The following is a 22,402-nucleotide window of genomic DNA, read 5'->3' as shown; positions in this document are numbered from 1 at the left end:
CTGAACTCAGACGGCCGGTTTGCGCAGCACATAGCCGACCCCGCGCAGCGTGTGGATCAGGCGCGGCTGGACGTTGTCCACCTTGCGCCGCAGATACGAGATGTACGACTCGACGATGTTGTCGTCGCCGCGGAAGTCGTACTTCCACACGTGGTCGAGGATCTGCGCCTTGGAGAGCACCCGGTTCGCGTTGAGCATCAGGTAGCGCAGGAGCTTGAACTCGGTCGGCGACAGCTGGACGCGCTGACCGGCGCGATAGACCTCGTGGGTCTCCTCGTCGAGCTCGAGGTCGGCGAAGACGAGCCGGGACGGTTCGTCCTCACCCTGCGTCGTGCGGCGCAGCACCGCCCGGATCCGGGCGGTGAGCTCCTCGAGACTGAACGGCTTGGTGACGTAGTCGTCGCCGCCGAGGGTGAGACCACGGATCTTGTCGTCGGTCGCGTCGCGTGCGGTCAGGAAGACCACCGGCGTGCGCTGGCCGCCCTCGCGCATGAGCCGGATGACCTCGAAACCGTCGAGGTCGGGCAGCATCACGTCGAGAACGACGAGGTCAGGAGTGGAATTCTTCGCCGCGCTGACGGCCGCACTACCGGTGGTGGCGGTGCTGACGTCGAACCCGGCGAAGCGCAGGCTGGCGGACAGCAGCTCGAGGATGTTCGCGTCGTCCTCGACGACGAGCAGCTTTGCCTCACTCTGCTTGGGCTGGGTCTGAACGGCCATACGGCCAATTGTTTAACAGTGCACTGCAGCTCCGCTGCACACTGGCTGAAAGTTTTCTGAGAACGACCTACGCGGCGAGGCGATAACCGGACACTCGCATCGACGACTGGGCCGCGCGGGCGAGAATCTTGCGGCTGGCGTCCGGGACCGGGCGCAGCGCCGGCGCGGTAACCAAGGTCACCGTCAGCGACCGTAGCGCGGACACCCGGCGCAGGGAAGCCCACAGCGTGTCGTCACCGATGAACGCCGCCGCGGTGGTGTCGTAGAGGATCGAGGCCGGCACCACCGGGGCGCCCGCGTCGATGGCGGCCTGGAACAGCGCCGGCCGGAACCGCCCATGGCTCGTGCCGCAGTAGGTAGTGCCCTCCGGGAAGGCGGCGACCGTGCGCCCGGCCCGGAGCGCGGCGGCCACCTCGGCCACCGTGCCGGGCAGCGCCTTGGGCCGCGACCGGTCGATGAAGATCGCCCCGGACAGCTTGGTCAGCACGCCGATGCCCGGCCACGCGCCGACCTCACCCTTGGCCACCAGGCTGGCCGGCGACGTCGCCAGCAGCACCACGATGTCCAGCCACGAGACGTGGTTGGCGACGACCAGGCTGCCGGGCCGCAGCGCCGGACCACGTCGCTCCACCCGGACGCCGAACGCCGCGAGCATGGCCCGCGAGACGAGCCGGAGACCGGCGCCGCGGAAGAGCGGCACCAGCACGAAGCCGCTGAGCAGGACGACCGCCGCGGCCACCAGGCGGGCGGCCTGCCGGATCGGCGACGCCACCCGGTCGGCGCCGTCGCGGCACTGGTCCCCGCAGCCGGAGACGGGTTGCCACATCATCGTTCCGCTCCCAGGAAGTGCCGGCGGTACCGCGGGTCGAGCCGGTCCATCGAGAACAGGACGTAGAAGTCGACGCAGTTGAAGTCCGGGTCGTAGGCCGGCTCGCCGCACACCCAGCTGCCCAGCCGCAGGTAGCCCTTGAGCAGCGCGGGCGGCTGCACCTTGGGGTCGCCGACCAGGTCCGTCTCGGCCAGCCAGTTCCGGCGTGGGGTGACCCGTAAAGCGGGCGGCGACATGTGCTTGCCCTGCACCCGGGCCCACACGCCGGCGGCCAGTGCGCCGCCGTCGTCCAGCGGCACCGAGGCGCAGCCGCCGAGCCAGCGCAGGTTGTTCAGGTGCATGTACCGGGCGATGCCGGCCCACATCAGGTTGATCACCGAGCCGTTGCGGTGGTCCGGGTGCACGCAGGAGCGTCCGGTCTCGACCAGTTGGTCGCGCATCGGGCTCAGCGCGCTCAGGTCGAACTCGGCGTCGCTGTAGCGGCGCCCGGCCCGTTCGGCTGCCTTGGGGGGAAGCATCCGGTAGGTCCCGACCACGTCGCCGGTCGCGTCGTCGCGCACGATCAGGTGGTCGCAGTACTGGTCGAAATCGTCGACGTCCCGTCCGTCGATCACGGTGGACAGGCGGGCGCCGAGTTCCCCGGCGTAGATGTCGTGGCGCAGCCGTTGTGCGGCGGCGACCAGACTCTCGTCGTCGGCGATCAGCAGTGAATAGCCGGTGGTGCCGGTGGGGGCGGGGGCGGTCAGAAGAACGGCCATGTGATCTGTGTAACGACAACAACTGCCGATGGAATGTCGCGTCTGGTGGGGATTGATGTCGGAAACGTGAACGTGTTGTGCGAGCCTTCCAGGATGGATGCCTTCAGTCAGGTTCAGGGTGGCGGGCGGGGCGGTTGGACGGAGATTCCGGCACGGTTCAACGGGCCGCCCGGCACCGGCAACGGCGGCTGGTCGGCCGGCACCTTCGCGATCGCCGCCGGGGCCCGTCCCGGTGGGCCCGCGATCGAGGTGACCCTGCGGATGCCGCCGCCGCTGGACACCGAGCTCACGGTGGCCGGCGGCTCGGTTCGCCACGGGGCGGCGCTGGTCGCCGAGATGACCGCGGCCGACGGCGAGTTGATCCCGGTCGAGGCCGTCGACGCGGGAACCGCCGCCGAGGCGTCGCGCCACTACGCGGGGTTCACCCGGCACCCGTTTCCCACCTGCTACGTGTGCGGCCCGCAACGGTCCGACGGGTTGCGGATCTTTCCCGGGCCGCTGGGTGACGGGCGTACGGCAGCGCCTTGGATCGTGCCGGACGAGGTCGAGCTGACCACGGTGTGGGCCGCGCTCGACTGCCCCGGCGGCTGGACCGCCATCCAGAACGGCCGGACGTACGTGCTCGGCCGGATCGCCGCGTCCGTCGACGAACTGCCCTCGCCCGGTGAGGCGTGTGTCGTGGTCGGCGAGGCCACCGAGATCGAGGGCCGCAAGGCCAAGGTCAATTCCACCCTGTACGCCCCCGGCGGCCACCGCATCGCCACCGCACGGGCCACCTGGATCGCCACGACCTAGTACCTTGGTGCGAACCGCTGCGGAGGGAGCCTCGTCGATGGGTAGCCCGGTCACCGACGAGATCGTCGTCGAGCGTCTGAGCAAGCAGTACAAAAAGCTGCGCGCGGTGGACGACCTTTCCTTCCGGGTCCGCCCGGGCCGGGTCACCGGGTTCCTCGGGCCCAACGGCGCCGGCAAGACGACCACGCTGCGGATGCTGCTCGGCCTGGTGACACCGACGGCCGGCACGGCCACCATCGGCGGCCGGCGCTACGTGGATCTCGCCGACCCGACCCGCCGGGTGGGCGCCGTGCTGGAGGCGTCCAGCGCGCACCGCGGCCGCACCGGGCGCAACCACCTGCGGATGATCTGCCTGGCCGCGGGCCTCCCCCAGCAGCGGGCGGACGAGGCGCTGGCGCTGGTCGGGCTGACCCCGGCCGCGAACCGCAAGTTCAAGGGCTACTCGCTGGGCATGAAGCAGCGGATGGGCATCGCCGCCGCGATGCTCGGCGACCCGCGGGTGCTGATCCTCGACGAGCCGGCCAACGGCCTGGACCCGGAGGGCATCCGCTGGATGCGTGACCTGCTCAAGGCGCTGGCCGCCGAGGGCCGCACGATCCTGGTCTCCAGTCACCTGCTGGCCGAGATGCAGCTGCTCGCCGACGACGTGGTGATCGTGGCGGCCGGCCAGCTGATCCGCCAGGGCCCGGTCGATGAGGTGCTCGGCTCGATGGGCTCGGCCCAGGTGCGGGTGCGCACCCCGCAGCCGCAGGAGCTGGCCGCCGCGCTCGACCCGCTCAACGCGACGGTGTCCCCGCAGCCGGACGGCTCGCTTCTGGTCAGCGGTGCCGACCCGGCCCAGATCGGGCACGCGGCCTTCACCGCCGCGGTCGAGCTGCACGAGCTGACCGGCGAACGTGGCGACCTCGAACAGGTCTTCCTGCAGCTCACGGCCGGAAAGGCGGGCATCCGTTGAACAACCTCATCCGCGCCGAGTTGTTCAAGGTCCGCACCACCTCGCTCTGGTGGATCATGGGGATCATCCTGGTTCCCCTGTACGCGGCGAGCCTGCTCGCCAACTGGGCGCAGGCGAACGCCACGGTGCCGGACGGCGGGGTGAGCGACACCCAGCGACAGCAGATCGAGGCGGCGCTGAACCCCATCAACGTGGCGACCAACCTGTACACCAGCGGTCAGTTCTTCGGCGTGCTCATCGTGCTGCTGCTCGCCGCGATCATGGTGACCAGCGAGTTCTTCTACCTGACCGCGACCGCCACCTTCCTGGTCACCCCGAAGCGGGAATCGGTCATCCTGGCGAAGTTCGCGGCCGCCGTGGTGATCAGCCTGATCGTCTGGGCGTTCACCACGATCCTGAATCTGATCTTCGTACCGTTGATCATGAATCAGCTCGATCTGAGTAACCAGCTCGGCGAACCGGCGGTGTGGCGCGCGATCGCGTTGAACGCGCTCGCCTTCATCCTGTGGGGCGTACTGGGCGTGGGCGCGGGCGTACTGATCAAGAACCAGCTCGCCGCGACATTGATCCTGGCCATCACGTACACGGTCGGCACGTCCGCGGTCGGATTGATCTTCTTCCTCCTCACCGAGAACGTGGCCCGCTGGATCGAGAACCTCCAGGTATTGATCCCGACCTCCGCCTCCCAGCTCATGATCAGCGGAACTGACCTGCCCGGGAACCCGCCTCGGTTCGTCGGCGCATTGGTCCTCGTGGCGTACGCGGTGCTCGGTGGTGTCGTCGGTACGGTCCTTACCAAGCGCCGCGACATCAGCTGATCAACACCGGACGTGCGATCGGAAGATCGGGTCCCACGGCGTAGCCTGGTTCCCGAATCCTTCCCGTCCCATGTGACGAAACAGTCGCGTGCTGACAAACACGGTGAAAGAGGCGAACACGGAAGTGTCGACCCAGCAGACTTCGCAAGACAACCCACTCGCGGACTTCGGTCCCAACGAGTGGATCGTCGACGAGATGTACCAGAGATACCTGGCCGACCCCACGAGTGTCGACCCGGCCTGGCACGATTTCTTCGCGGACTACAAGCCGGCGATGGCCACGGGTTCGATCGTTTCTCCGGACGAGGCTAAGGCCGCGACCGCGACAGCCACCGCGGCCCGGGCGGGCACCGACGCCCCCGCAGCCGCGACGGTCGCGCCGGTCAAGCCGGCCGTTCCGGCCGAGCCGGCCAAGGCTCCGGCGGCCAAGCCGGCCCCCGCTGCGAAGCCCGCCGTCAACGGCAAGGCGCCCGAGGGTGCCAAGGTCACCACCATCCGCGGCGTCGCCGCCAAGATCGTGCAGAACATGGACGCCTCGCTCGAGGTGCCGACCGCCACCTCGGTGCGCGCGGTGCCCGCGAAGCTCATGGTCGACAACCGCATCGTGGTCAACAACCACCTCGCCCGCGGGCGCGGCGGGAAGGTCAGTTTCACCCACCTCATCGGCTGGGCCATGGTCCGCGCGGTCATCGCGCACCCCGAGATGAACTACTCGTACGCCGAGGTCGACGGCAAGCCGGCGCTGGTCCAGCCCGAGCACGTCAACCTGGGTATCGCGATCGACCTGCAGAAGAAGGACGGCTCCCGCGCGCTGGTCGTCCCGTCCATCAAGAACTGCGAGACGATGGACTTCCGCAAGTTCTGGCAGGCGTACGAGGACGTGGTCCGCCGCGCCCGCCGCAACGAACTGACCATGGACGACTACGCGGGCACCACGATCTCGCTGACCAACCCCGGCGGCATCGGCACGGTGCACTCGATCCCGCGGTTGATGACCGGCCAGAGCGCGATCATCGGGGTCGGCGCGATGGAATATCCCGCTCCCTACGCGGGCATGAGCGACGAGACCCTGGCCGACCACGGCGTCAGCAAGGTGACGACGCTGACCAGCACGTACGACCACCGGGTCATCCAGGGCGCGCAGTCCGGCGAGTTCCTCAAGTCCATTCACGAGTTCCTGCTCGGCGACCACGGCTTCTACGACGACATCTTCACGTCACTGCGGATCCCGTACGAGCCGGTGCGCTGGGTGCGCGACGTCGCGCGCACGTCCGAGGGCCAGATCGACAAGGCGGCGCGGGTCGTCGAGCTCATCCACGCGTACCGGGTCCGCGGCCACCTGATGGCCGACACCGACCCGCTCGAGTTCAAGATCCGCCGGCACCCCGACCTGGACGTGCTGCAGCACGGCCTGACCCTGTGGGACCTCGACCGCCACTTCCCGGTCGGCGGCTTCGCCGGCAAGCAGAAGATGAAGCTGCGCGAGGTGCTGGGCGTCCTGCGCGACACCTACTGCCGCCGCGTCGGCATCGAGTACATGCACATCCAGGGCCCCGAGGAGCGGCGCTGGATCCAGGACCGGGTCGAGATCAAGTACACGAAGCCGGACCAGGAGGAGCAGAAGCACATCCTCAACCGGCTGAACGCGGCCGAGGCCTTCGAGACCTTCCTGCAGACCAAGTACGTCGGGCAGAAGCGGTTCTCGCTGGAGGGTGGCGAGTCGCTGATCCCGCTGCTGGACGCGATTCTGGAGTCGTCCGCCGAGGCCGGCCTGGACGAGGTGGTCATCGGCATGGCGCACCGCGGCCGGCTCAACGTCCTGGCGAACATCGTCGGCAAGCCGTACGAGAAGATCTTCAACGAGTTCGAGGGTCAGATGGACCCGAAGTCGGCGCACGGCTCCGGCGACGTGAAGTACCACCTGGGCCAGACCGGCAAATACACGACGCCGGACGGCGAGAACGCGACGACGGTCAGCGTCGTCGCCAACCCGTCGCACCTGGAGGCGGTCGACCCGGTGCTCGAGGGCATCGTCCGCGCCAAGCAGGACCGTCTCGACCTCGGCCTGCACGGTTACACGGTGCTGCCGCTGCTGGTGCACGGCGACGCCGCGTTCGCCGGCCAGGGCGTGGTCGCAGAGACGCTGAACCTCTCCCAGCTGCGCGGTTACCGCACCGGCGGCTCGGTGCACGTGGTCGTCAACAACCAGGTCGGCTTCACCACCGCACCGGAGTACAGCCGCAGTTCGCTGTATTCGACCGACGTGGCCCGGATGATCCAGGCGCCGATCTTCCACGTGAACGGCGACGACCCCGAGGCCGTGGTCCGGGTCGCGAAGCTCGCCTTCGAGTACCGCCAGGCGTTCAACAAGGACGTCGTGATCGACCTGGTCTGCTACCGCCGCCGCGGGCACAACGAGGGCGACGACCCGTCGATGACCAACCCCCGGATGTACGAGATCATCGACACCAAGCGTTCGGTGCGCAAGCTCTACACCGAGGACCTCATCGGCCGCGGCGACATCACCCTGGACGGCGCCCAAGAGCAGCTGCGCGACTACCAGTCCCAGCTCGAGCAGGTCTTCAAGGCCACCCGCGACGCGGCCGGCACGCCGCCGCGCCCCCGGGTGATCGCCGAGGAGCCGGAGCCCGAGGTGGACACGGCGGTCGACTCGGCGGCGGTGCGCGCGGTCGGCCAGGCGCACATCGACCTGCCGGAGGGCTTCACCCCGCACAAACGGGTCCAGCAGCTGCTGGAACGCCGCGCCAAGATGTCCGCCGAGGGCAACATCGACTGGGGCTTCGGCGAGCTGGTCGCGATCGGCACGCTGCTCAGCCAGGGCGTCACGGTCCGGCTCGCCGGGCAGGACTCGCGCCGCGGCACGTTCGTCTCCCGGCACGCCTCGGTCGTCGACGCGAAGACCGGCAAGGACTTCCTGCCACTGTCCACGCTGGCCACCGGCAACGCCCGCTTCTTCGTGCACGACTCGCTGCTCAGTGAGTTCGCGGCGATGGGTTTCGAGTACGGCTACTCGGTCGAGAACCCGGAAGCGCTCGTGGTGTGGGAGGCCCAGTTCGGCGACTTCGCCAACGGCGCGCAGTCGATCGTCGACGAGTTCATCTCGGCCGGCGAGGTGAAGTGGGGCCAGCAGTCGTCGGTGGTGCTGCTGCTCCCGCACGGCATGGAGGGCCAGGGCCCGGACCACTCGTCCGCGCGTCCCGAGCGGTTCCTGCAGCTCTGCGCGCAGGACAACATGCGGGTGGCCAACCCGACCACCCCGGCCAACTACTTCCACCTGCTGCGTCGCCAGGCGCTGTCCACCAAGCACAAGCCGCTGGTGGTGTTCTCACCGAAGTCGCTGCTGCGGCACAAGCTGGCGGTGTCCGCGGTCGCCGACTTCACCCACGGCACCTTCCAGCCGGTGATCGGGGACGCCGGGGTCAACGGGACCCCGCTGGACCCGGCGGCAGTCAAGCGGGTGCTGCTGTGCTCCGGCAAGATCTACTACGACCTGTTCCAGGCGCGGGCCGCTCGCGGCATCACCGACACCGCGATCATCCGGATGGAGCAGATCTACCCGCAGCCGGTGGACGAGCTCAAGGCGGTCCTGGCGCAGTACCCGAACGCCGAGGACCACGTGTGGGTCCAGGAGGAGCCGGCCAACCAGGGCGCCTGGTCGTTCGTGGCGCTCAACCTGCTGGAGCACCTCGAGGGGGTGCGGCTGCGCCGGATCTCCCGTCCGTCCGCCGCGGCGCCCGCCGTCGGGTCTGCCAAGATGCATGACGCCGAGCAGACGGCCATGATCGAGGCCGCGCTGCCGCGCCCGTAATTCCGTTATACGAAGGGGCGCCCTCGGGCGCCCCTTCGGCACGCTGGAGGAATCGTGTACTTCACCGATCGAGGCATCGAGGAGCTGGCCGAGCGGCGCGGCGAGGAGACCGTGACGTTCGAGTGGCTGAGCGAGCAACTGCGCACGTTCGTCGACCTCAACCCCGAGTTCGAGACGCCGATCGAGCGGCTGGCGACGTGGCTGGCCCGCGACGACGAGGACGATGAGGGATAGTTCCCGCCCGGTGCGGCGCGTCGAGCGGGATCCGGCCGCGACCGTGGACCGGAAGGCCTGGTGGGCGTCGATCCCGGCGGTGGCCGCGGTCCTCGAGCACGGGCTGAACGTCCCGGCCGGGGTGACCTTCCTGGTCGGCGAGAACGGGTCCGGCAAGTCCACGTTGATCGAGGGCTTGGCCGGGGCGTACGGGCTGAATGCGGAGGGTGGCTCGCGGGGTGCCCGGCACCAGACGCGGGCGAGTGAGTCGCCGCTGGCCGGCGCGTTGCGGGTGATCCGCGGTGCGGGCGGCGGCGGCCACGCCTACTTCCTGCGCGCCGAGACCATGCACGGCCTCTACACCTATCTGGAACAGAACCCGCCGATGCGCGGGCCGAATCTCGACGCCGAGCTGCATCAGAAGAGTCATGGCGAGGGCTTTCTGGACGTGCTGGGCCGTAAGTTCGGCGGGCCGGGCTTCTACCTGATGGACGAGCCGGAGGCGCCGCTCTCGTTCGTCTCGACGCTGGGCATGCTGGGCCGCCTCGACGGTCTTCGCGCCGAGGGCGCCCAGGTGGTCGTCGCCACCCACTCCCCGCTGCTGACCGCGCTGCCCGGCGCGACGATCCTCGAGCTGGGTTCGCACGGGATCCGCAAGGCCACCTGGGAAGAGCTCGACATCGTCGGCAATTGGCGGCGTTTCCTGGACTCTCCGGACACGTTCCTGCGGTCGGTTCTGGGTTATCCACAGGCCAATTCGCGCGACTAGCGACGGCGGTAGGTTGAGGACGTGGCACAAAGCATCTACGTGGCGGGTCTCGAACCAAGCGTCGGGAAGGGAACCGTCGCCCTCGGTCTGGTGGAGTTGCTGTCCCGGCGGGTCGCCCGCATCGGCGTGTTCCGCCCGCTCCTCTCGGCTCGCGACGACGCCCTGCTCACCCTGCTGACCGAGCGTTATCCGGTGGTCGCGCCCTATGCGGATTCGTTCGGCGTCACCGCCGCCGAGGCGAGCGCGCTGGTCGCCGACGGCAAGTGGGAGGAGCTGATCTCCCGCATCGTCGAGCGTTACAACGAGGTCGAGCGCCGGTCCGCGACGGTCGTGGTGATCGGCAGCGACTTCTCCGGCTGGGACACCGACGGCGACGACAAGATGCCCCGCGAGCTGGGCTTCAACGCGCGGCTGGCGACCGAGTTCGGCAGCGTGGTGCTGCCGGTGATCAGCGGTGAGGGGCGTTCGGCCGAGTCGCTCGCGGCGGCCGCCCGCAGCGCGGTCCACTCGTTCACCGACCTGAACGCGACGGTGGTCGCGCTGATCGCCAACAGGGTGAACGGCGATTTCGTCGATCCCGGCCTCCCGGTGCCGTGCTGGGCGATCCCCGAGGTGCCGGCCGTGGGCTCGCCGACCGTGGCCGAGGTGGCCGCCGAGCTGGACGCCACGGTGCTCGGCGGGGCCCTCGACCGCGACGTGCTCGACTACGTGGTCGGCGCCGCGCACGTCCCGGCCGTGCTCGACCACCTGACCGACGGCGCGTTGCTGATCACCCCGGGCGACCGGGCCGACCTGCTCGTCGCCGCGAGTGCCGCGCACGCGGCGGGTAACGTGACGCTCGCCGGTCTCGTGCTGACGCTGGGCGAGTTCCCCGATCCGCGCGCGCTCAAGGTGATCGAGCGGCTGAATACGGGGCTGGCGATGCTCGTGGTGCCCTCGGACAGCTATCACACGATCGCGTCCGCCGCGCGCATCCGGTCCCGGCTCGGCACCGGCACGCCGCGCAAGGTGCAGGCCGCGCTCGGCGCGTTCGAGGAGAGTGTGGACACTGCCGAGCTGGCCCGGCTGCTGGACGTGGCCCGGTCCTCGCGGGTCACCCCGCTGATGTTCGAGAACGATTTGATCGACAAGGCCCGCGCCGACCGTCGTCACCTGGTGCTGCCTGAGGGCTCCGAGGAGCGCATCCTGCGCGCCACCGAGACGCTGCTGCGGCGCGGCGTCGCCGACCTCACGCTGCTCGGCGACCCGGCCGTGATCGAGCGCCGGGCGCGCGAGATCGGGGTGTCCATCGAGGGCGCCCGGGTGGTCGATCCGGAGACCAGCCCGTGGCGCGACGACTTCGCCCCGCGGTATGCGGAGCTGCGCAAACACCGTGGTGTGACACTCGATCTGGCGTACGACGTGGTCCGCGACGTGAATTACTTCGGCACCATGATGGTGTCCGCCGGGCTGGCCGACGGCATGGTCTCCGGGGCGAACCACACGACGGCGGCGACGATCCGGCCGGCCTTCGAGATCATCAAGACGGTGCCGGGGGTGTCGGTCGCGTCCAGTGTGTTCTTCATGCTGCTGGCCGACCGCGTCCTGGTCTACGGGGACTGCGCGGTCAACCCCGACCCGGACGCCGAGCAGCTGGCCGACATCGCACTGTCCTCGGCGGACACTGCCGCGGCCTTCGGCATCGAGCCGAGGGTCGCGATGCTGTCCTACTCCACCGGCAGTTCCGGCGCGGGCGCCGACGTGGAAAAGGTCGCGGCGGCCACCGCCCTGGTCCGCGAGCGACGACCCGATCTGCCGGTCGAGGGCCCGATCCAGTACGACGCGGCCATCGATCCGGCGGTGGCGGCGACGAAGCTGCCGTCGAGCGAGGTGGCCGGCAAGGCGACGGTGTTCGTGTTCCCCGATCTGAACACCGGCAACAACACGTACAAGGCGGTGCAGCGCTCGGCCGGGGCGGTCGCGGTCGGGCCGGTCATGCAGGGGCTGCGGCGGCCGGTCAACGACCTGTCCCGCGGCGCGACGGTAAAGGACATCGTGAACACGGTGGCGATCACGGCGATCCAGGCGGCGGCGCGATGAGCCGGGTGCTGGTGCTCAACAGCGGTTCCTCCTCGGTGAAGTACCGCTTGTTCGACGGCGCGTCGACGGTGGCCAAGGGCCTGATCGAGCGGATCGGCGAGCAGGGCGGCGACGCCCCCGACCACCGCGCCGCGCTGCAGCGGATCATGGACGAGCTCGACCTGGACGACCTGGCCGCGGTCGGGCATCGGGTGGTGCACGGCGGCCCCGCGTTCACCACCGCCACGCTGATCGACGACGACGTGGTGGCGCAGATCGAGGCGGTGGTGCCGCTCGCGCCGCTGCACAATCCGGCCGCGCTCAGCGGGATCGCGGTGGCCCGCAAGCTGCTGCCGTCGGTGCCGCAGGTGGCGGTGTTCGACACGGCGTTCCACGCGACGATCCCGCCGGAGGGCGTGACCTGGGCGATCGACGCGAGCCTCGCCCAGCGGTGGCAGATTCGGCGGTACGGGTTCCACGGGACGTCGCACGCGTACGTGTCGCGGCGGACCGCCGCGTTGCTCGGCCGGCCGGTCGACGACACCAACGTGATCACGCTGCATCTGGGCAACGGCGCGAGCGCCTGTGCCGTGGCGGGCGGCCGCAGCGTGGCGACGACGATGGGATTGTCTCCGCAGGGCGGCCTGGTGATGGGGACGCGCAGCGGCGACGTCGACCCTACCGTGGTCTTCCATCTGCACCGGGTGGCGGGTCTGCCGATCGACGAGATCGAGAATTCGCTGACCCGTCATGCCGGTTTGCTCGGGCTGACCGGTGAGAACGATCTGCGGGCGGTGCTGCACCGGCGCGCGGCCGGCGACCCGGCCGCGACGCTCGCCTTCGACGTGTATTGCCGGCGGATCCGCGAGTACGTGGGCGCCTACCTGGCGGTGCTGGGCCGGGTCGACGCGATCACCTTCACCGCGGGCGTCGGCGAAAACGCTCCGGCCGTGCGGGCGGCGTCGCTCGGCGGCCTGGAGTCGCTGGGCATCGTGCTTGACCCGGCCCTCAACGCGGCGAACGAGGAGCGCATCTCGTCGGACGACTCGCGGATCGCGGTGTGTGTGGTCCCGACCGACGAGGAGCTGGAGATCGCCGACCAGGCGCGAGGGGCGCTGGGCCAATAAACGCCGGCCAATGAAAGAGCTAGGAAACCAGCCACACGATCAGCGCGATCAGCACCACGGCGACGACGATGCCGCCCACGATCAGCGGAGTCTTGGAAGCCGCGGCCGGCTCGGTGGACGGCTCCGCCTTGAACGCCCGGAAGGCCTCGGTGTTGCCGCTCGGATCGACTCGGTTGTCAGACATGGCGACGACCATAGCGAAGCCGCGCTCGCCCGCATAGCCCGCACCCGCCTTTAGCAGGACGAACACACTCGGTCTGGGGAATTCACCCCTAAGTGGGAGTGTCCGGCCGTAACGTCGGATCATGGGAACGCGGCGGGTCGGCGGGATGTTTCTGGCGGTCTTCACCCTCTTGGGTTTTGCCTCATGCTCCGGGCGGCCGGTCGCACTGCCGGTGGCCGCGCGGCCACCGATGCCGGTCGCGGCGGCGGCGCGGCCGCCGGAGAATTACCCGGTCGGGTTACGCGTGCTGCGGCTGCAGCGGGGCCAGCACCGTCCGCTGCCCACCATGGTCTTCTACCCGGCGATGTCGATGCTGGCGGTCGGGCTCGGACCGACGACCGGGTTGCCGCCGGCGCTCGGTCGCTTCCCGCTCGTGCTCTACAGCCACGGGCTCAGCGGATCACCCCAACGGGTGGCGGCCACACTCGCCGGGTGGGCGGCCGCCGGATACGTCGTGGCCGCGCCCAGCTATCCGTACACGCATGAGTTCACGCGCGACTACCGGCGCTGGGACATCGTGAACCAACCGGACGACGCGCGTTACGTGATCAAGCGGATGCTCCGGCTCGCCGCGACCCCGGACGACCCGCTCGCCGGGCACATCGACATCAACCACATCGGGGCGGTGGGCCACTCGGCGGGCGGATACACGACGAGCGGGCTCTTCGTGAAGGGCCACGACCCGCGGCTGCGTTCCGGCGTCATCCTCTCCGGCTGGCGCGCGCCCGGCGCCTTCGCCGGCCCACCGGCCCGCATGCTCTTCCTGCAGGGCACGGCGGACCCGGTGGTGCCGATGGCGAAGAGCCGAGCCGCGTACGCCCGTGTCCCGTGGCCCAAGAGCTACGTAGTGCTGCAGGGCGTCTCGCACGCCAACTATCTGCGGCCCGGCCAACTCGGTTACCGCCTGATGGACCCGGCCGTGCTGCGGTTCCTGAACGAGACCTTGAAGGGTTTCTGAGCCGCCCTCAGTGCAGGTAGTCGACGGCCACCTTGCCGAACACGGTGCCCGACTCGAGGTGGGCGAAGGCGTCCGCGATCGCGGTGAAGCCGTACGTCGAGTCGATCACCGGGCGCAGCTCGTTCGCGGCCAGGAACTCCAGCAGGCCCTCCAGGTCGGCCCGGGTGCCCATGGTGCTGCCGAGGATCTCCAGCTGCATGGCGAACACCCGGCGCAGGTCGATCGTCGCCTGGTTGCCGGCGGTCGCGCCGCAGACCACGATCCGGGCGCCGGGCGCGCTGCACTTCATCGAGTGGTCGAACGTGGGCGCGCCGACCGACTCGATCACGACGTCGACCCGCTCGGGTAGTCGCGCGCCTGGTTCCACCGCGGTGGCGCCCAGAGCGGCGATGCGCTCCCGCTTACCCGGGTCGCGGCTGGTGGCGTACACCCGCTTGCCCATCGCCGCGGCGAGTGCGACAGCGGCCGTGGCCACCCCGCCGCCGGCGCCCTGGACCAGCACCGAGGCGGCTTGATCGACCCGGCCGCGGCCGGTCAGCATGCTGTACGCGGTCAGCCAGGCCGTCGGCAGGCACGCCGCGTCGAGGAACGACACCCCGGCCGGCTTGGCCACCAGGTTTTCCCGGGGCACGGCCACCCGCTCGGCGAACGTGCCCGGGAAGCGCTCGGACAACAGCGAATAGCCTCGCGGGTCGGCCTTGTCCTCGACCACCGGGTAGACGACGACCTCGTTGCCGTCGGCGTCCACCCCGGCGGCGTCGCAGCCGAGGATCATCGGCAGGCGGTCGGCGGGCAGGCCGACCCCGCGCAGCGACCACAGATCATGGCGGTTGAGCGAGGCGGCCCGCACCTCGACGACGGCCCAGCCGTCCGGCGGAGTCGGCTCCGGGACATCGGCGACCGTGAGTTCATCAAGGGGGGATTCGGGGTTGGTGGTGCTGGCGTAGGCGGCGCGCATACCCCAGAACCCTAGTTGCCTCCGGGGATAAGCGCGCGTTCCTCGGAGCGAGCCGGACGCCGGGCGACTCCATCGATCACCGCGGCTTCCGCGACCGCTTTCGCCACGGCCGGGGCGACCCGCGGATCCAGCGGCGACGGCACGATCGCGTCGGCCCGCAGCTCGTCCGAGACGACGTCGGCGATCGCGGCGGCCGCGGCCACCTTCATACCCGGCGTGATCGTGCTGGCCCGCACGTCGAGCGCGCCCCGGAAGATGCCGGGGAACGCCAGCACGTTGTTGATCTGGTTGGGGAAGTCGCTGCGGCCGGTCGCGACGATCGCCGCGTACTTGTGGGCGACCGCCGGCGGCACCTCGGGCGTCGGGTTGGCCAGCGCGAAGATGATCGCGCCGGGCGCCATGCCGGCCAGCGCCGCTTCGTCGATGGCGCCCCCGGAAACCCCGATCAGCACATCGGCGCCGATCAAGGCTTCCGCGATTCCTCCCGTACGCCCGGAGAAGTTGGTCGTCGCGGCCAGCTCGGCCTTCGTCGGGGTAAGGTCCGGCCGCTCGGCGTGGATGATCCCCCGGGAGTCACAGATGATCACGTTGGCGCCGTCCACGCCCGCGGCGATCAGCGTCTGGGTGATCGCCACCCCGGCCGCGCCGGCCCCGCTGATCACCACGCGCAGGTCGGCGAAGCGGCGCCCGAGCAGCGTCGTCGCGTTCCGCAGCGCGGCCAGCGTGACCACCGCCGTACCGTGCTGGTCGTCGTGGAAGACCGGGATGTCGAGCTCGGCGTCCAGCCGGCGCTCGATCTCGAAGCATCGGGGCGCGCTGATGTCCTCCAGGTTGATGCCGCCGAACGAGGGCGCCATCGCCTTGACCGCCGCGATGATGCCGTCGACGTCCTGGGTGTCCAGGCAGATCGGGATCGAGTCGACGCCGCCGAACTGCTTGAACAGGATGGCCTTGCCCTCCATGACCGGCATCGCGGCGCGGGGACCGATGTTACCGAGGCCCAGCACCGCGGAACCGTCGGTGACGACCGCGACCGTGTTCGCCGTCCACGTGTAGTCGTGGAAGAGCGCCGGCTCCTCGGCGATGGCCTCGCAGACCCGGGCGACCCCGGGCGTGTACGCGAGCGAGAGGTGGTCGCGGCTCGCCAGCGGAACGGTCGGACTGATCGCCATCTTGCCGCGTTGATGCAGGTCGAAGACGGGATCGGCGGCCAGGGCGGGATCGAGCTCGAAACTGAAGAAAGACACAGGAGACTCCACACGGCATCAGGTTTGATCGTGAACACCGGCCGGTCGAGGGCGCGAGTATGCGCGGACCACGGTGTGATGCCGGGGATCACCCGGGATGAAGAACTCTAACCCAGCCGGCCCGGCCGCGGGTAATAACGGAACAAAACCCGCCCGATGACATCCGCTACCCCGTACGCCCGGGAATCGTCCTCGACGAGCTCGTTGTCCCCCTGGATCCACCATCCGCCGTCCTCGGGACGCACGGCGCGCTTGACCACGAGCAGATCGGGCCGCGACCGGAAGCGCGCGATCACCACGTCCCCCGCCTTGACCCGGCCGCCGCGGCGCACCACCAAGGCGTCGCCGGAATGCAGCGTGGGAACCATGGACGGGCCCTGGACCAGGGCGGTCAGCAAAGGTAGTCGCCATCTCACAGCATCCAGCCTCCGTCGCGTTATGCCCAGCTCGTTAGGGGTAGATTCAAGCGCGGATCATCGCAAACTCGTATGGAGGAGTCCTGATGCGACTTCCGCGTTTCCTCATGCCGCGCACCGTGGTCAGCGCGCACTGCGATCTACCGTGTGGCGTCTACGACCCGGCACAGGCCCGGATCGAGGCCGAGTCGGTCAAGGCCATTCAGGAGAAGTACCAGGCGAACACCGACCCGGAGTTCCGCACTCGCGCCATCATCATCAAGGAGCAGCGCGCCGAGCTCGTGAAGCACCACCTCTGGGTGCTCTGGACCGACTACTTCAAGGCGCCGCACTTCGAGAAGTACCCGAACCTGCACCAGCTGTTCAACGAGGCCACCAAGCTGGCCGGCGCCGCCGGTGCCAAGGGTTCCCTGGACCCGGCCGTGGGACAGCAGCTCCTCGACAAGATCGAGGAGATCTCCACGATCTTCTGGGAGACCAAGAAGGCCTGAGTCACGGCCCCGTCGCGGCGGCGGTCCCACCGGCCGTCGCCGCGATGCTTACCCACCGTCGACTAGAGTCTGCCGGCGGTGGGAGGATGGCTACGGTGACTCAGTTGACAGACGCACACCCGGATCCGGCGATCGGCGACGACGTCGTCATGCTGACGGTGCCCGCCGACGGCGGATACCTGGGCGTGCTGCGCACCGCGACCGCCGGGCTCGCCGCGCGTCTGCACTTCGCGCTGGACGAGATCGAAGACCTTCGGATCGCGGTCGACGAGGCGTGCGCCATGCTGCTCGCCATCGCGACCCGCGGCGCCGAGCTGGAGTGCCGGTTCGCGGTCACCGAGGACGCGTTGACCGTCGAGGTCACCGTCGCGACCGTGCGCGGCGCGCGACTGCCGGCCGAGTCCTCCTTCGCGTGGAAGGTGCTGACCGCGCTGACCACCTCAGCCTCCGCCGAGGCGACCGGGCAGCACGCGACGATCCGCCTGCTCACCCGGCGCACCGAGATCTAGAACTTGGTCGACTCGGCCACGTAATCGAGGTGTTCGGCCGCAACGCGGGTGGCCGCCGCGACGTCCCGCGCCGCCACGCACTCGATCAGCTGGCGATGGTCGGCGTCGATGCGCTCCCAGTACGCCGGCGGCAGGTTGCCGGTGACGTCCTCGCCGTACGAGGCTTGGTAGAGCGGACGCACCACCAGCTCGAACAGCGGGTTGCCGGTCGCCTTGGCCACCGCCGAGTGGAACACCGAGTGCGCCGCCATCATCGAGTCGAGATCGTCGACGGCCGGGTTGAAAAGCGCCGCGCGCATCTCGGCCAGGTGCTCCTCGTCGCGCCGTTGCGCGGCCAGCCCGGCGGCCGGGATCTCCAGGGCGCGCCGTAACTCGAGCATGTCGGCGAGGCCCACATCCGCCGAGTTTGTCAGCAACGTGAAGCCGGTCGCCAGACCGTCGGCCAGTTGCTCGGCGTCGGGGTGCGCGACGAAGCTGCCCCCGGTCACGCCCCGCGTCGTCACGATCAGATGCTGGCTGGCGAGCAGGCGTAACGCCTCGCGCACCGTACTGCGACTGACACCGGTCTTGACGCACAGCTCAGGCTCGGGTGGCAGGCGTTCGCCCGGCTGAAGTCGTCCCGAAGTGATGTCGGCCCGCAACTCGTCCGCCAGCACCTGATAGGCGGGCGGTCGCACCGTAGATCCGGTCACTCAATCAGGGTAGGCCCTGGCTCGTCGAAAGAGAGCCGTAATTCGATGTGCGTCTTGTCAACTCAGCCCCAGAGCCTTCGTGGTGGGCGGCACGACGAGCAGCGCGCCCACCGCCGCGCCCAGAACGATCATCAGGACGCCCAGCCACACCGGGTGCACCTGGATGAGGAAGCCGCCCGACGCGATCACGAACAACTGGATCACGATGCCCGGCCCGCGCGCGCCGCGCTGTTGCCGGCCGAGCCCCCGGGCCGTGAAAAACACCACCGCGGCGGCGATCAACGCCATCACGGCCAGACCGGCGCCCACCGAGGATCGATTGCGGATCGCGTCGACGATCAACACCACGGTAAGCGCGACCAGGCCCAACGTCTCGAGATACAACAGGCGGACGGCCCACGCCAGAGTCGCGGGGCTGTCGGTCTTCTCACCGGTCACCTGAGCACCATACCGACAGTGTTTTGGCCGCTCACCGGGTACAGTGCCGCCCATGCGAGCGTTACTGGTGGTAAATCCAAAAGCCACCACCACCAGCGAGCGCAGCCGCGACGTACTGGTTCGGGCCCTGCGCAGCGCGGTCGATCTGACTGTGGAATACACAACCCGCCGCGGGCACGCGGCGACGCTTGCCCGCGCCGCCGCCGAGAGCGGCGTCGATGTGGTGGTCACCCTGGGCGGCGACGGCACGGTCAATGAGGCGGTCAACGGCCTCATGAAGACGCCGGCCGTCCTCTCCGGCCTGCCCGGAACTATCGCGCAGCGCCTCCCGGCGCTCGCCGTGGTCCCCGGCGGATCGACGAACGTCTTCGCCCGCGCGGTCGGCCTCCCCCGCGACTGGGTGGACGGGGTGAGCGTCATCCTGGACGGCCTGCGCGACGGACGGCATCGCGTGATCGGGCTCGGCCGCGCCGACGACCGATACTTCACCTTCGCCGCCGGCCTCGGACTGGACGCCGCGGTGGTGCGCCGGGTGGAGCAGGCCCGGCTGCGCGGCCGCACGTCGACGCCCGCGCTGTACTTCCGCTCGATCCTCGGCCAGTTCCTCACCGGCGACGATCGCAAGTCGCCGCCGCTGTCCATCGAGCGGCCCGGCGAGCCGACCGAGTCCGAGATGAGCACCGTGATCGTGCAGAACACCGCGCCGTGGACCTATCTGGGCGACCGCCCGATCAATCCGAACCCGTCCGCGTCCTTCGACCGCGGCCTGGACGTCATGGCCCTGCGCCGGCTGGCGGTCGCCAGCACCACGCGCACCGCGGCGCAACTGGCCGGGCGCAAGGGCGAGCCGCACGGCAAGCAGGTGCTGCATCTGCACGACCAAGCCGAGTTCACGGTCATCTCGAACCGCCCGCAGCCGTTCCAGCTCGACGGCGACTACCTGGGCGAGCGGCAGAAGGTGCACTTTGTGTCGATTCCTCATGCGCTCCGTGTGATCTGTTGACGATCAGGTGTCATCCGTTCACACACGGGTAACGCTGTCACGATCAGTCACAGAAACCCGGCGAAAAGGTCGGCACAGCGGGCTGGACCGTACTACATTGATGGGAGCGTTGGTCAACCGGCCCTGACATGCGCGTCAGAACCGGACAAAGCGGTCGTGACCCAGCTCACCCTCGGGGAGAAACTTCCGCCGCTACCCTTGACATCGCACGAGTTCGTGAAAGCATTCACAAGCGATAAGAAGTAACCGGTTGCCGCTTGTGCGCGTTCCTAATCCGGAAGCGCCGAACGACATCCAGCACACCAATAAAGCTTGCTGCCGCACCGGCGTGTGGACGGGTCGCCCCCGCTCAGCGCCACCGCGCACGCATAGGTAAAACCAGCACCGAATTCATTACCCCATCCGAAACAAGGAGTGTTGCCGCCATGGACTGGCGCCACGATGCGATCTGCCGCGACGAGGACCCGGAGCTGTTCTTCCCGATCGGGACGTCCGGCCCCGCCCTGCTGCAGGTCGAGCAGGCCAAGGCCGTGTGCCGGCGGTGCCCCGTGACCGAGGAATGCCTCTCGTGGGCACTCGAGTCCGGTCAGGACGCCGGCGTATGGGGCGGGATGAGCGAAGATGAGCGGCGTGCCGTCAAGCGCCGCGGCGGCCTCCGGGTCGGCGCTCCCACCGCCTGAACCAACCCCCACAGCATTTACGCCCCGGGCCGATCGGCACCGGGGCGTCTTGCTGTTTCGGGGCGATTACGGAGCGCGCCGATCCGGTACGACACGCGCGAACTATCCGGGAGCATCCGCAGAGCGCTAATACGATCACGTTGTGTTTCCGCTACTTCGCGAATTGATCTCTAAATAGCGCGGCGCTTCCGGCGCACAAACGATTAGTCCGCATTCCCTCACCCTCCGCTGTGGACACCCAAACACCCGTTCGGGAGGGGAAGTCGCCGCCACCGGCCAGTGACGCTCCGCAACCACCCGCCGCCACGGCCGGCAACGACGGGCGCAAGGCCGCACAGCGTGGATCAGGCGGCGGTGGGCAGCGCGGGCGCGGCCACGGCGTCTACGCGGGTGGCGACCAGCTCGGCCAGCTCGGGCGTGTCGCCCAGCGGGGCCGCGGCGGCCACCGCCCCCGCCGACAGAGCCGACTCGACGGCCAAGTCGTACAAATACCCCGGCGCCAGGAAATAAGTCGCTATAGCGATTCGCTCGGCACCCACCGAAGCCCTCAGCGAAGCCACAGCCGCACCGGGCAGGGGCGGGGCACCCGAGGCATACGCGACGGCACACGGGAGGCTCAGGCGAGCGCTCAGGGCGTCCGCCGCCCACGTGATCGTCTCCCGCGCCGCAAGATCGCGCGTTCCCGCGGCGGCCAGCACGACACCGTGGAGCGGAGCGTCGGGCACCGCCGCCGACAACCGACGCACGAGACCGTCGATCAGCAACGGGGAAACGCCGCCGCGCGTAGCCGGACCGAGCACCGGCGCGAGGCGTACGTCAATGGGCAGATCGGCCGCGGCCGAAAGAATCGCCGGCACATCCACCCGGCCGTGGTAGGCCGACGTCAGCAGCAGCGGCACGATCACCGCGCGGGTACCCGCGGGCAGCGACGCGAGCACCGCGAGCGGCCGCGGCCCCGCATGATCGAGATAGGCCGCCCGGACGTCCCACCCGGGCCGGACCCGCCGCACCGCACGGGCCAGCGCCTCCGTCGACGCCGCCGCGCGCGGGTCCCGGCTGCCGTGTGCCACCAGCACCACGGCAGGCCGGGAAAGCCCGCTCAGACGTGCAGACCGCATTCGGTCTTCTCGAACATCGCCCAGCGCCCGGCGCGCGGGTCCTCGCCGGCCTTCGTGCGACGGGTGCACGGCCAGCAACCGATCGACCCGTAGCCCTTCTTGAACAGCTCGTTGACCGGGATGTTCCAGCGGCTGATGTAGCGGTCCACGTCCGCCTGGGTCCAGGCCGCGATCGGGTTGACCTTGACCTTGCCCTTCTTCGCGTCGAACGCGACCACCGGAGTGTTGGCACGCGTCGGGGACTCGTCACGGCGCAGTCCGGTGGCCCACGAGTCGTACTCCACCAGGGTCCGCTCCAGCGGCTCCACCTTGCGCAGGAAGCAGCACTCGTCCGGGTTGCGGGCGAACAGCCGCGGCCCATACTCGCCGTCCTGCTGCCCGACCGTCATCCGCGGCCGGATCGAGCGCACGTTGACGTTCATGGTGGCGGCGACGGTGTCGCGCACCTTCAACGTCTCCGGGAAGTGCAGGCCGGTGTCGAGGAAGACCACGTCGACGCCCGGGGCCACCCGGGAGAAGAGGTGCGCCACCACGGCGTCGGCCATCGAGCTGGTCACGCAGAAACGCGGGCCGAACGTGTCGGTCGCCCATTTGGCGATCTCTTCGGCGGAGGCGCCTTCCAGGGCGACGGCGGCGTCGCGGGCGAGGGCTTCCAGCTCGTCGCGGGTGCGACGGCCGGGCTCGGTGGGGGCCGAAAAACCTACCAGGTCCACGACTGTCATCGGTTTACTCCCTTGGACAGCAACCCGTTGAACTTGACCGTGAAAACTCGTGCGCAGGAGTGGCACTCCCACGCTC

General features: G+C 69.6%; 24 protein-coding genes. 13 read left to right on the top strand and 11 right to left on the bottom strand.

Annotation, left to right across the window (positions count from 1 at the left end; all coding sequences use genetic code 11):
• Positions 1–6 precede the first annotated feature (6 nt).
• The 3 genes from HH310_RS05300 to HH310_RS05290 all read right to left on the bottom strand — a co-directional run bounded on the left by HH310_RS05300 (position 7) and on the right by HH310_RS05290 (position 2,307).
• Entirely contained in the window at positions 7–720 is a 714-nt protein-coding gene (locus HH310_RS05300) for a response regulator transcription factor (RefSeq protein WP_169174227.1), read from the bottom strand.
• Between the two features lie 67 nt (positions 721–787).
• Complete coding sequence (locus HH310_RS05295) at positions 788–1,549, bottom strand: 1-acyl-sn-glycerol-3-phosphate acyltransferase (RefSeq protein WP_169174226.1); 762 nt, start codon at positions 1,547–1,549, stop codon at positions 788–790.
• Positions 1,546–2,307, bottom strand: coding sequence for a GNAT family N-acetyltransferase (locus HH310_RS05290; RefSeq protein WP_169174225.1), 762 nt, complete (start codon positions 2,305–2,307; stop codon positions 1,546–1,548). The genes HH310_RS05295 and HH310_RS05290 overlap by 4 nt, the downstream gene beginning before the upstream one ends.
• Before the next feature lie 93 nt (positions 2,308–2,400).
• Here HH310_RS05290 and HH310_RS05285 point away from each other — a divergent pair, with 93 nt between their 5' ends.
• The 8 genes from HH310_RS05285 (at position 2,401) to HH310_RS05250 (ending at position 12,871) form a co-directional block, all read left to right on the top strand.
• Positions 2,401–3,102, top strand: a complete 702-nt coding sequence (locus HH310_RS05285; RefSeq protein WP_169174224.1) for a hypothetical protein — start codon at positions 2,401–2,403, stop codon at positions 3,100–3,102.
• 37 nt (positions 3,103–3,139) lie between these two features.
• Entirely contained in the window at positions 3,140–4,057 is a 918-nt protein-coding gene (locus HH310_RS05280) for an ABC transporter ATP-binding protein (protein ID WP_169174223.1), read from the top strand.
• Complete coding sequence (locus HH310_RS05275; protein WP_169174222.1) at positions 4,054–4,875, top strand: ABC transporter permease; 822 nt, start codon at positions 4,054–4,056, stop codon at positions 4,873–4,875. The genes HH310_RS05280 and HH310_RS05275 overlap by 4 nt, the downstream gene beginning before the upstream one ends.
• A gap of 124 nt (positions 4,876–4,999) precedes the next feature.
• Entirely contained in the window at positions 5,000–8,704 is a 3,705-nt protein-coding gene (locus HH310_RS05270) for a multifunctional oxoglutarate decarboxylase/oxoglutarate dehydrogenase thiamine pyrophosphate-binding subunit/dihydrolipoyllysine-residue succinyltransferase subunit (RefSeq protein ID WP_169174360.1), read from the top strand.
• 54 nt (positions 8,705–8,758) lie between these two features.
• Positions 8,759–8,938 carry a DUF6104 family protein gene (locus HH310_RS05265; RefSeq protein ID WP_169174221.1) on the top strand — a complete coding sequence of 60 codons (180 nt, stop codon included), beginning with the start codon at positions 8,759–8,761 and terminating at the stop codon, positions 8,936–8,938.
• Positions 8,928–9,686, top strand: a complete 759-nt coding sequence (locus HH310_RS05260; RefSeq protein WP_169174220.1) for an AAA family ATPase — start codon at positions 8,928–8,930, stop codon at positions 9,684–9,686. Before HH310_RS05265 ends, HH310_RS05260 begins: the two co-directional genes overlap by 11 nt.
• A gap of 21 nt (positions 9,687–9,707) precedes the next feature.
• On the top strand, positions 9,708–11,765 hold the full coding sequence (gene pta, locus HH310_RS05255) for a phosphate acetyltransferase (RefSeq protein WP_169174219.1): 2,058 nt from the start codon (positions 9,708–9,710) through the stop codon (positions 11,763–11,765).
• A complete protein-coding gene (locus tag HH310_RS05250) occupies positions 11,762–12,871 on the top strand; it encodes an acetate/propionate family kinase (RefSeq protein ID WP_169174218.1) in 1,110 nt (369 codons plus the stop codon). Before pta ends, HH310_RS05250 begins: the two co-directional genes overlap by 4 nt.
• A gap of 19 nt (positions 12,872–12,890) precedes the next feature.
• On the opposite strand, the gene HH310_RS05245 is transcribed toward HH310_RS05250, so the two are convergent.
• On the bottom strand, positions 12,891–13,055 hold the full coding sequence (locus tag HH310_RS05245) for a hypothetical protein (protein ID WP_169174217.1): 165 nt from the start codon (positions 13,053–13,055) through the stop codon (positions 12,891–12,893).
• Positions 13,056–13,176: 121 nt separating this feature from the next.
• Here HH310_RS05245 and HH310_RS05240 point away from each other — a divergent pair, with 121 nt between their 5' ends.
• A complete protein-coding gene (locus HH310_RS05240) occupies positions 13,177–14,052 on the top strand; it encodes an alpha/beta hydrolase (protein WP_169174216.1) in 876 nt (291 codons plus the stop codon).
• A 7-nt stretch (positions 14,053–14,059) separates the two neighbouring features.
• Here the strand turns inward: HH310_RS05240 and HH310_RS05235 are convergent, their stop codons facing one another.
• The 3 genes from HH310_RS05235 to HH310_RS05225 form a co-directional block, all read right to left on the bottom strand.
• Positions 14,060–15,010, bottom strand: coding sequence for a zinc-binding dehydrogenase (locus HH310_RS05235; RefSeq protein WP_169174215.1), 951 nt, complete (start codon positions 15,008–15,010; stop codon positions 14,060–14,062).
• A gap of 11 nt (positions 15,011–15,021) precedes the next feature.
• The gene (locus tag HH310_RS05230) at positions 15,022–16,182 is read right to left on the bottom strand and encodes an NADP-dependent malic enzyme (RefSeq protein WP_169174359.1); all 1,161 of its coding nucleotides are present in this window, start codon (positions 16,180–16,182) and stop codon (positions 15,022–15,024) included.
• A 182-nt stretch (positions 16,183–16,364) separates the two neighbouring features.
• On the bottom strand, positions 16,365–16,673 hold the full coding sequence (locus tag HH310_RS05225; RefSeq protein WP_312033841.1) for a S26 family signal peptidase: 309 nt from the start codon (positions 16,671–16,673) through the stop codon (positions 16,365–16,367).
• An 86-nt stretch (positions 16,674–16,759) separates the two neighbouring features.
• On the opposite strand from HH310_RS05225, the gene sodN reads away from it, so the two are divergent.
• On the top strand, positions 16,760–17,164 hold the full coding sequence (sodN, locus tag HH310_RS05220) for a superoxide dismutase, Ni (protein WP_169174214.1): 405 nt from the start codon (positions 16,760–16,762) through the stop codon (positions 17,162–17,164).
• An 86-nt stretch (positions 17,165–17,250) separates the two neighbouring features.
• On the top strand, positions 17,251–17,673 hold the full coding sequence (locus HH310_RS05215) for an ATP-binding protein (RefSeq protein ID WP_169174213.1): 423 nt from the start codon (positions 17,251–17,253) through the stop codon (positions 17,671–17,673).
• Here the strand turns inward: HH310_RS05215 and HH310_RS05210 are convergent.
• Complete coding sequence (locus tag HH310_RS05210) at positions 17,670–18,365, bottom strand: FadR/GntR family transcriptional regulator (protein WP_169174212.1); 696 nt, start codon at positions 18,363–18,365, stop codon at positions 17,670–17,672. The genes HH310_RS05215 and HH310_RS05210 overlap by 4 nt on opposite strands.
• A 57-nt stretch (positions 18,366–18,422) precedes the next feature.
• Positions 18,423–18,803, bottom strand: coding sequence for a hypothetical protein (locus HH310_RS05205; RefSeq protein ID WP_169174211.1), 381 nt, complete (start codon positions 18,801–18,803; stop codon positions 18,423–18,425).
• A 52-nt stretch (positions 18,804–18,855) separates the two neighbouring features.
• Between HH310_RS05205 and HH310_RS05200 the strand changes: the two genes are divergently transcribed.
• Both HH310_RS05200 and HH310_RS05195 read left to right on the top strand, forming a co-directional pair.
• The gene (locus HH310_RS05200) at positions 18,856–19,806 is read left to right on the top strand and encodes a diacylglycerol kinase family protein (RefSeq protein WP_169174210.1); all 951 of its coding nucleotides are present in this window, start codon (positions 18,856–18,858) and stop codon (positions 19,804–19,806) included.
• A 425-nt stretch (positions 19,807–20,231) separates the two neighbouring features.
• Positions 20,232–20,486 carry a WhiB family transcriptional regulator gene (locus tag HH310_RS05195; RefSeq protein ID WP_093619131.1) on the top strand — a complete coding sequence of 85 codons (255 nt, stop codon included), beginning with the start codon at positions 20,232–20,234 and terminating at the stop codon, positions 20,484–20,486.
• 344 nt (positions 20,487–20,830) lie between these two features.
• Here the strand turns inward: HH310_RS05195 and HH310_RS05190 are convergent, their stop codons facing one another.
• Together HH310_RS05190 and HH310_RS05185 are read right to left on the bottom strand one after the other, a co-directional pair.
• Positions 20,831–21,604, bottom strand: a complete 774-nt coding sequence (locus HH310_RS05190; protein WP_169174209.1) for a sirohydrochlorin chelatase — start codon at positions 21,602–21,604, stop codon at positions 20,831–20,833.
• Positions 21,586–22,326, bottom strand: a complete 741-nt coding sequence (locus tag HH310_RS05185; RefSeq protein WP_169174208.1) for a phosphoadenylyl-sulfate reductase — start codon at positions 22,324–22,326, stop codon at positions 21,586–21,588. Before HH310_RS05185 ends, HH310_RS05190 begins: the two co-directional genes overlap by 19 nt.
• Positions 22,327–22,402: the final 76 nt, after the last annotated feature.

Source organism: Actinoplanes sp. TBRC 11911 (genome assembly GCF_012933445.1).
GTDB lineage: Bacteria > Actinomycetota > Actinomycetes > Mycobacteriales > Micromonosporaceae > Actinoplanes.
This window is presented reverse-complemented; position numbering and strand designations above follow the sequence as displayed.

Coding starts and splice junctions, on each gene's coding strand:
- HH310_RS05215 (WP_169174213.1), top strand. CDS start 17,251: ATGGCTACGGTGACTCAGTTGACAGACGCACACCCGGATCCGGCGATC.
- HH310_RS05235 (WP_169174215.1), bottom strand. CDS start 15,010: ATGCGCGCCGCCTACGCCAGCACCACCAACCCCGAATCCCCCCTTGAT.
- HH310_RS05285 (WP_169174224.1), top strand. CDS start 2,401: ATGGATGCCTTCAGTCAGGTTCAGGGTGGCGGGCGGGGCGGTTGGACG.
- HH310_RS05245 (WP_169174217.1), bottom strand. CDS start 13,055: ATGTCTGACAACCGAGTCGATCCGAGCGGCAACACCGAGGCCTTCCGG.
- HH310_RS05185 (WP_169174208.1), bottom strand. CDS start 22,326: ATGACAGTCGTGGACCTGGTAGGTTTTTCGGCCCCCACCGAGCCCGGC.
- HH310_RS05200 (WP_169174210.1), top strand. CDS start 18,856: ATGCGAGCGTTACTGGTGGTAAATCCAAAAGCCACCACCACCAGCGAG.
- HH310_RS05280 (WP_169174223.1), top strand. CDS start 3,140: ATGGGTAGCCCGGTCACCGACGAGATCGTCGTCGAGCGTCTGAGCAAG.
- sodN (WP_169174214.1), top strand. CDS start 16,760: ATGCGACTTCCGCGTTTCCTCATGCCGCGCACCGTGGTCAGCGCGCAC.
- HH310_RS05260 (WP_169174220.1), top strand. CDS start 8,928: ATGAGGGATAGTTCCCGCCCGGTGCGGCGCGTCGAGCGGGATCCGGCC.
- HH310_RS05250 (WP_169174218.1), top strand. CDS start 11,762: ATGAGCCGGGTGCTGGTGCTCAACAGCGGTTCCTCCTCGGTGAAGTAC.
- HH310_RS05300 (WP_169174227.1), bottom strand. CDS start 720: ATGGCCGTTCAGACCCAGCCCAAGCAGAGTGAGGCAAAGCTGCTCGTC.
- HH310_RS05190 (WP_169174209.1), bottom strand. CDS start 21,604: ATGCGGTCTGCACGTCTGAGCGGGCTTTCCCGGCCTGCCGTGGTGCTG.
- HH310_RS05240 (WP_169174216.1), top strand. CDS start 13,177: ATGGGAACGCGGCGGGTCGGCGGGATGTTTCTGGCGGTCTTCACCCTC.
- HH310_RS05295 (WP_169174226.1), bottom strand. CDS start 1,549: ATGATGTGGCAACCCGTCTCCGGCTGCGGGGACCAGTGCCGCGACGGC.
- HH310_RS05195 (WP_093619131.1), top strand. CDS start 20,232: ATGGACTGGCGCCACGATGCGATCTGCCGCGACGAGGACCCGGAGCTG.
- HH310_RS05290 (WP_169174225.1), bottom strand. CDS start 2,307: ATGGCCGTTCTTCTGACCGCCCCCGCCCCCACCGGCACCACCGGCTAT.
- HH310_RS05230 (WP_169174359.1), bottom strand. CDS start 16,182: ATGGCGATCAGTCCGACCGTTCCGCTGGCGAGCCGCGACCACCTCTCG.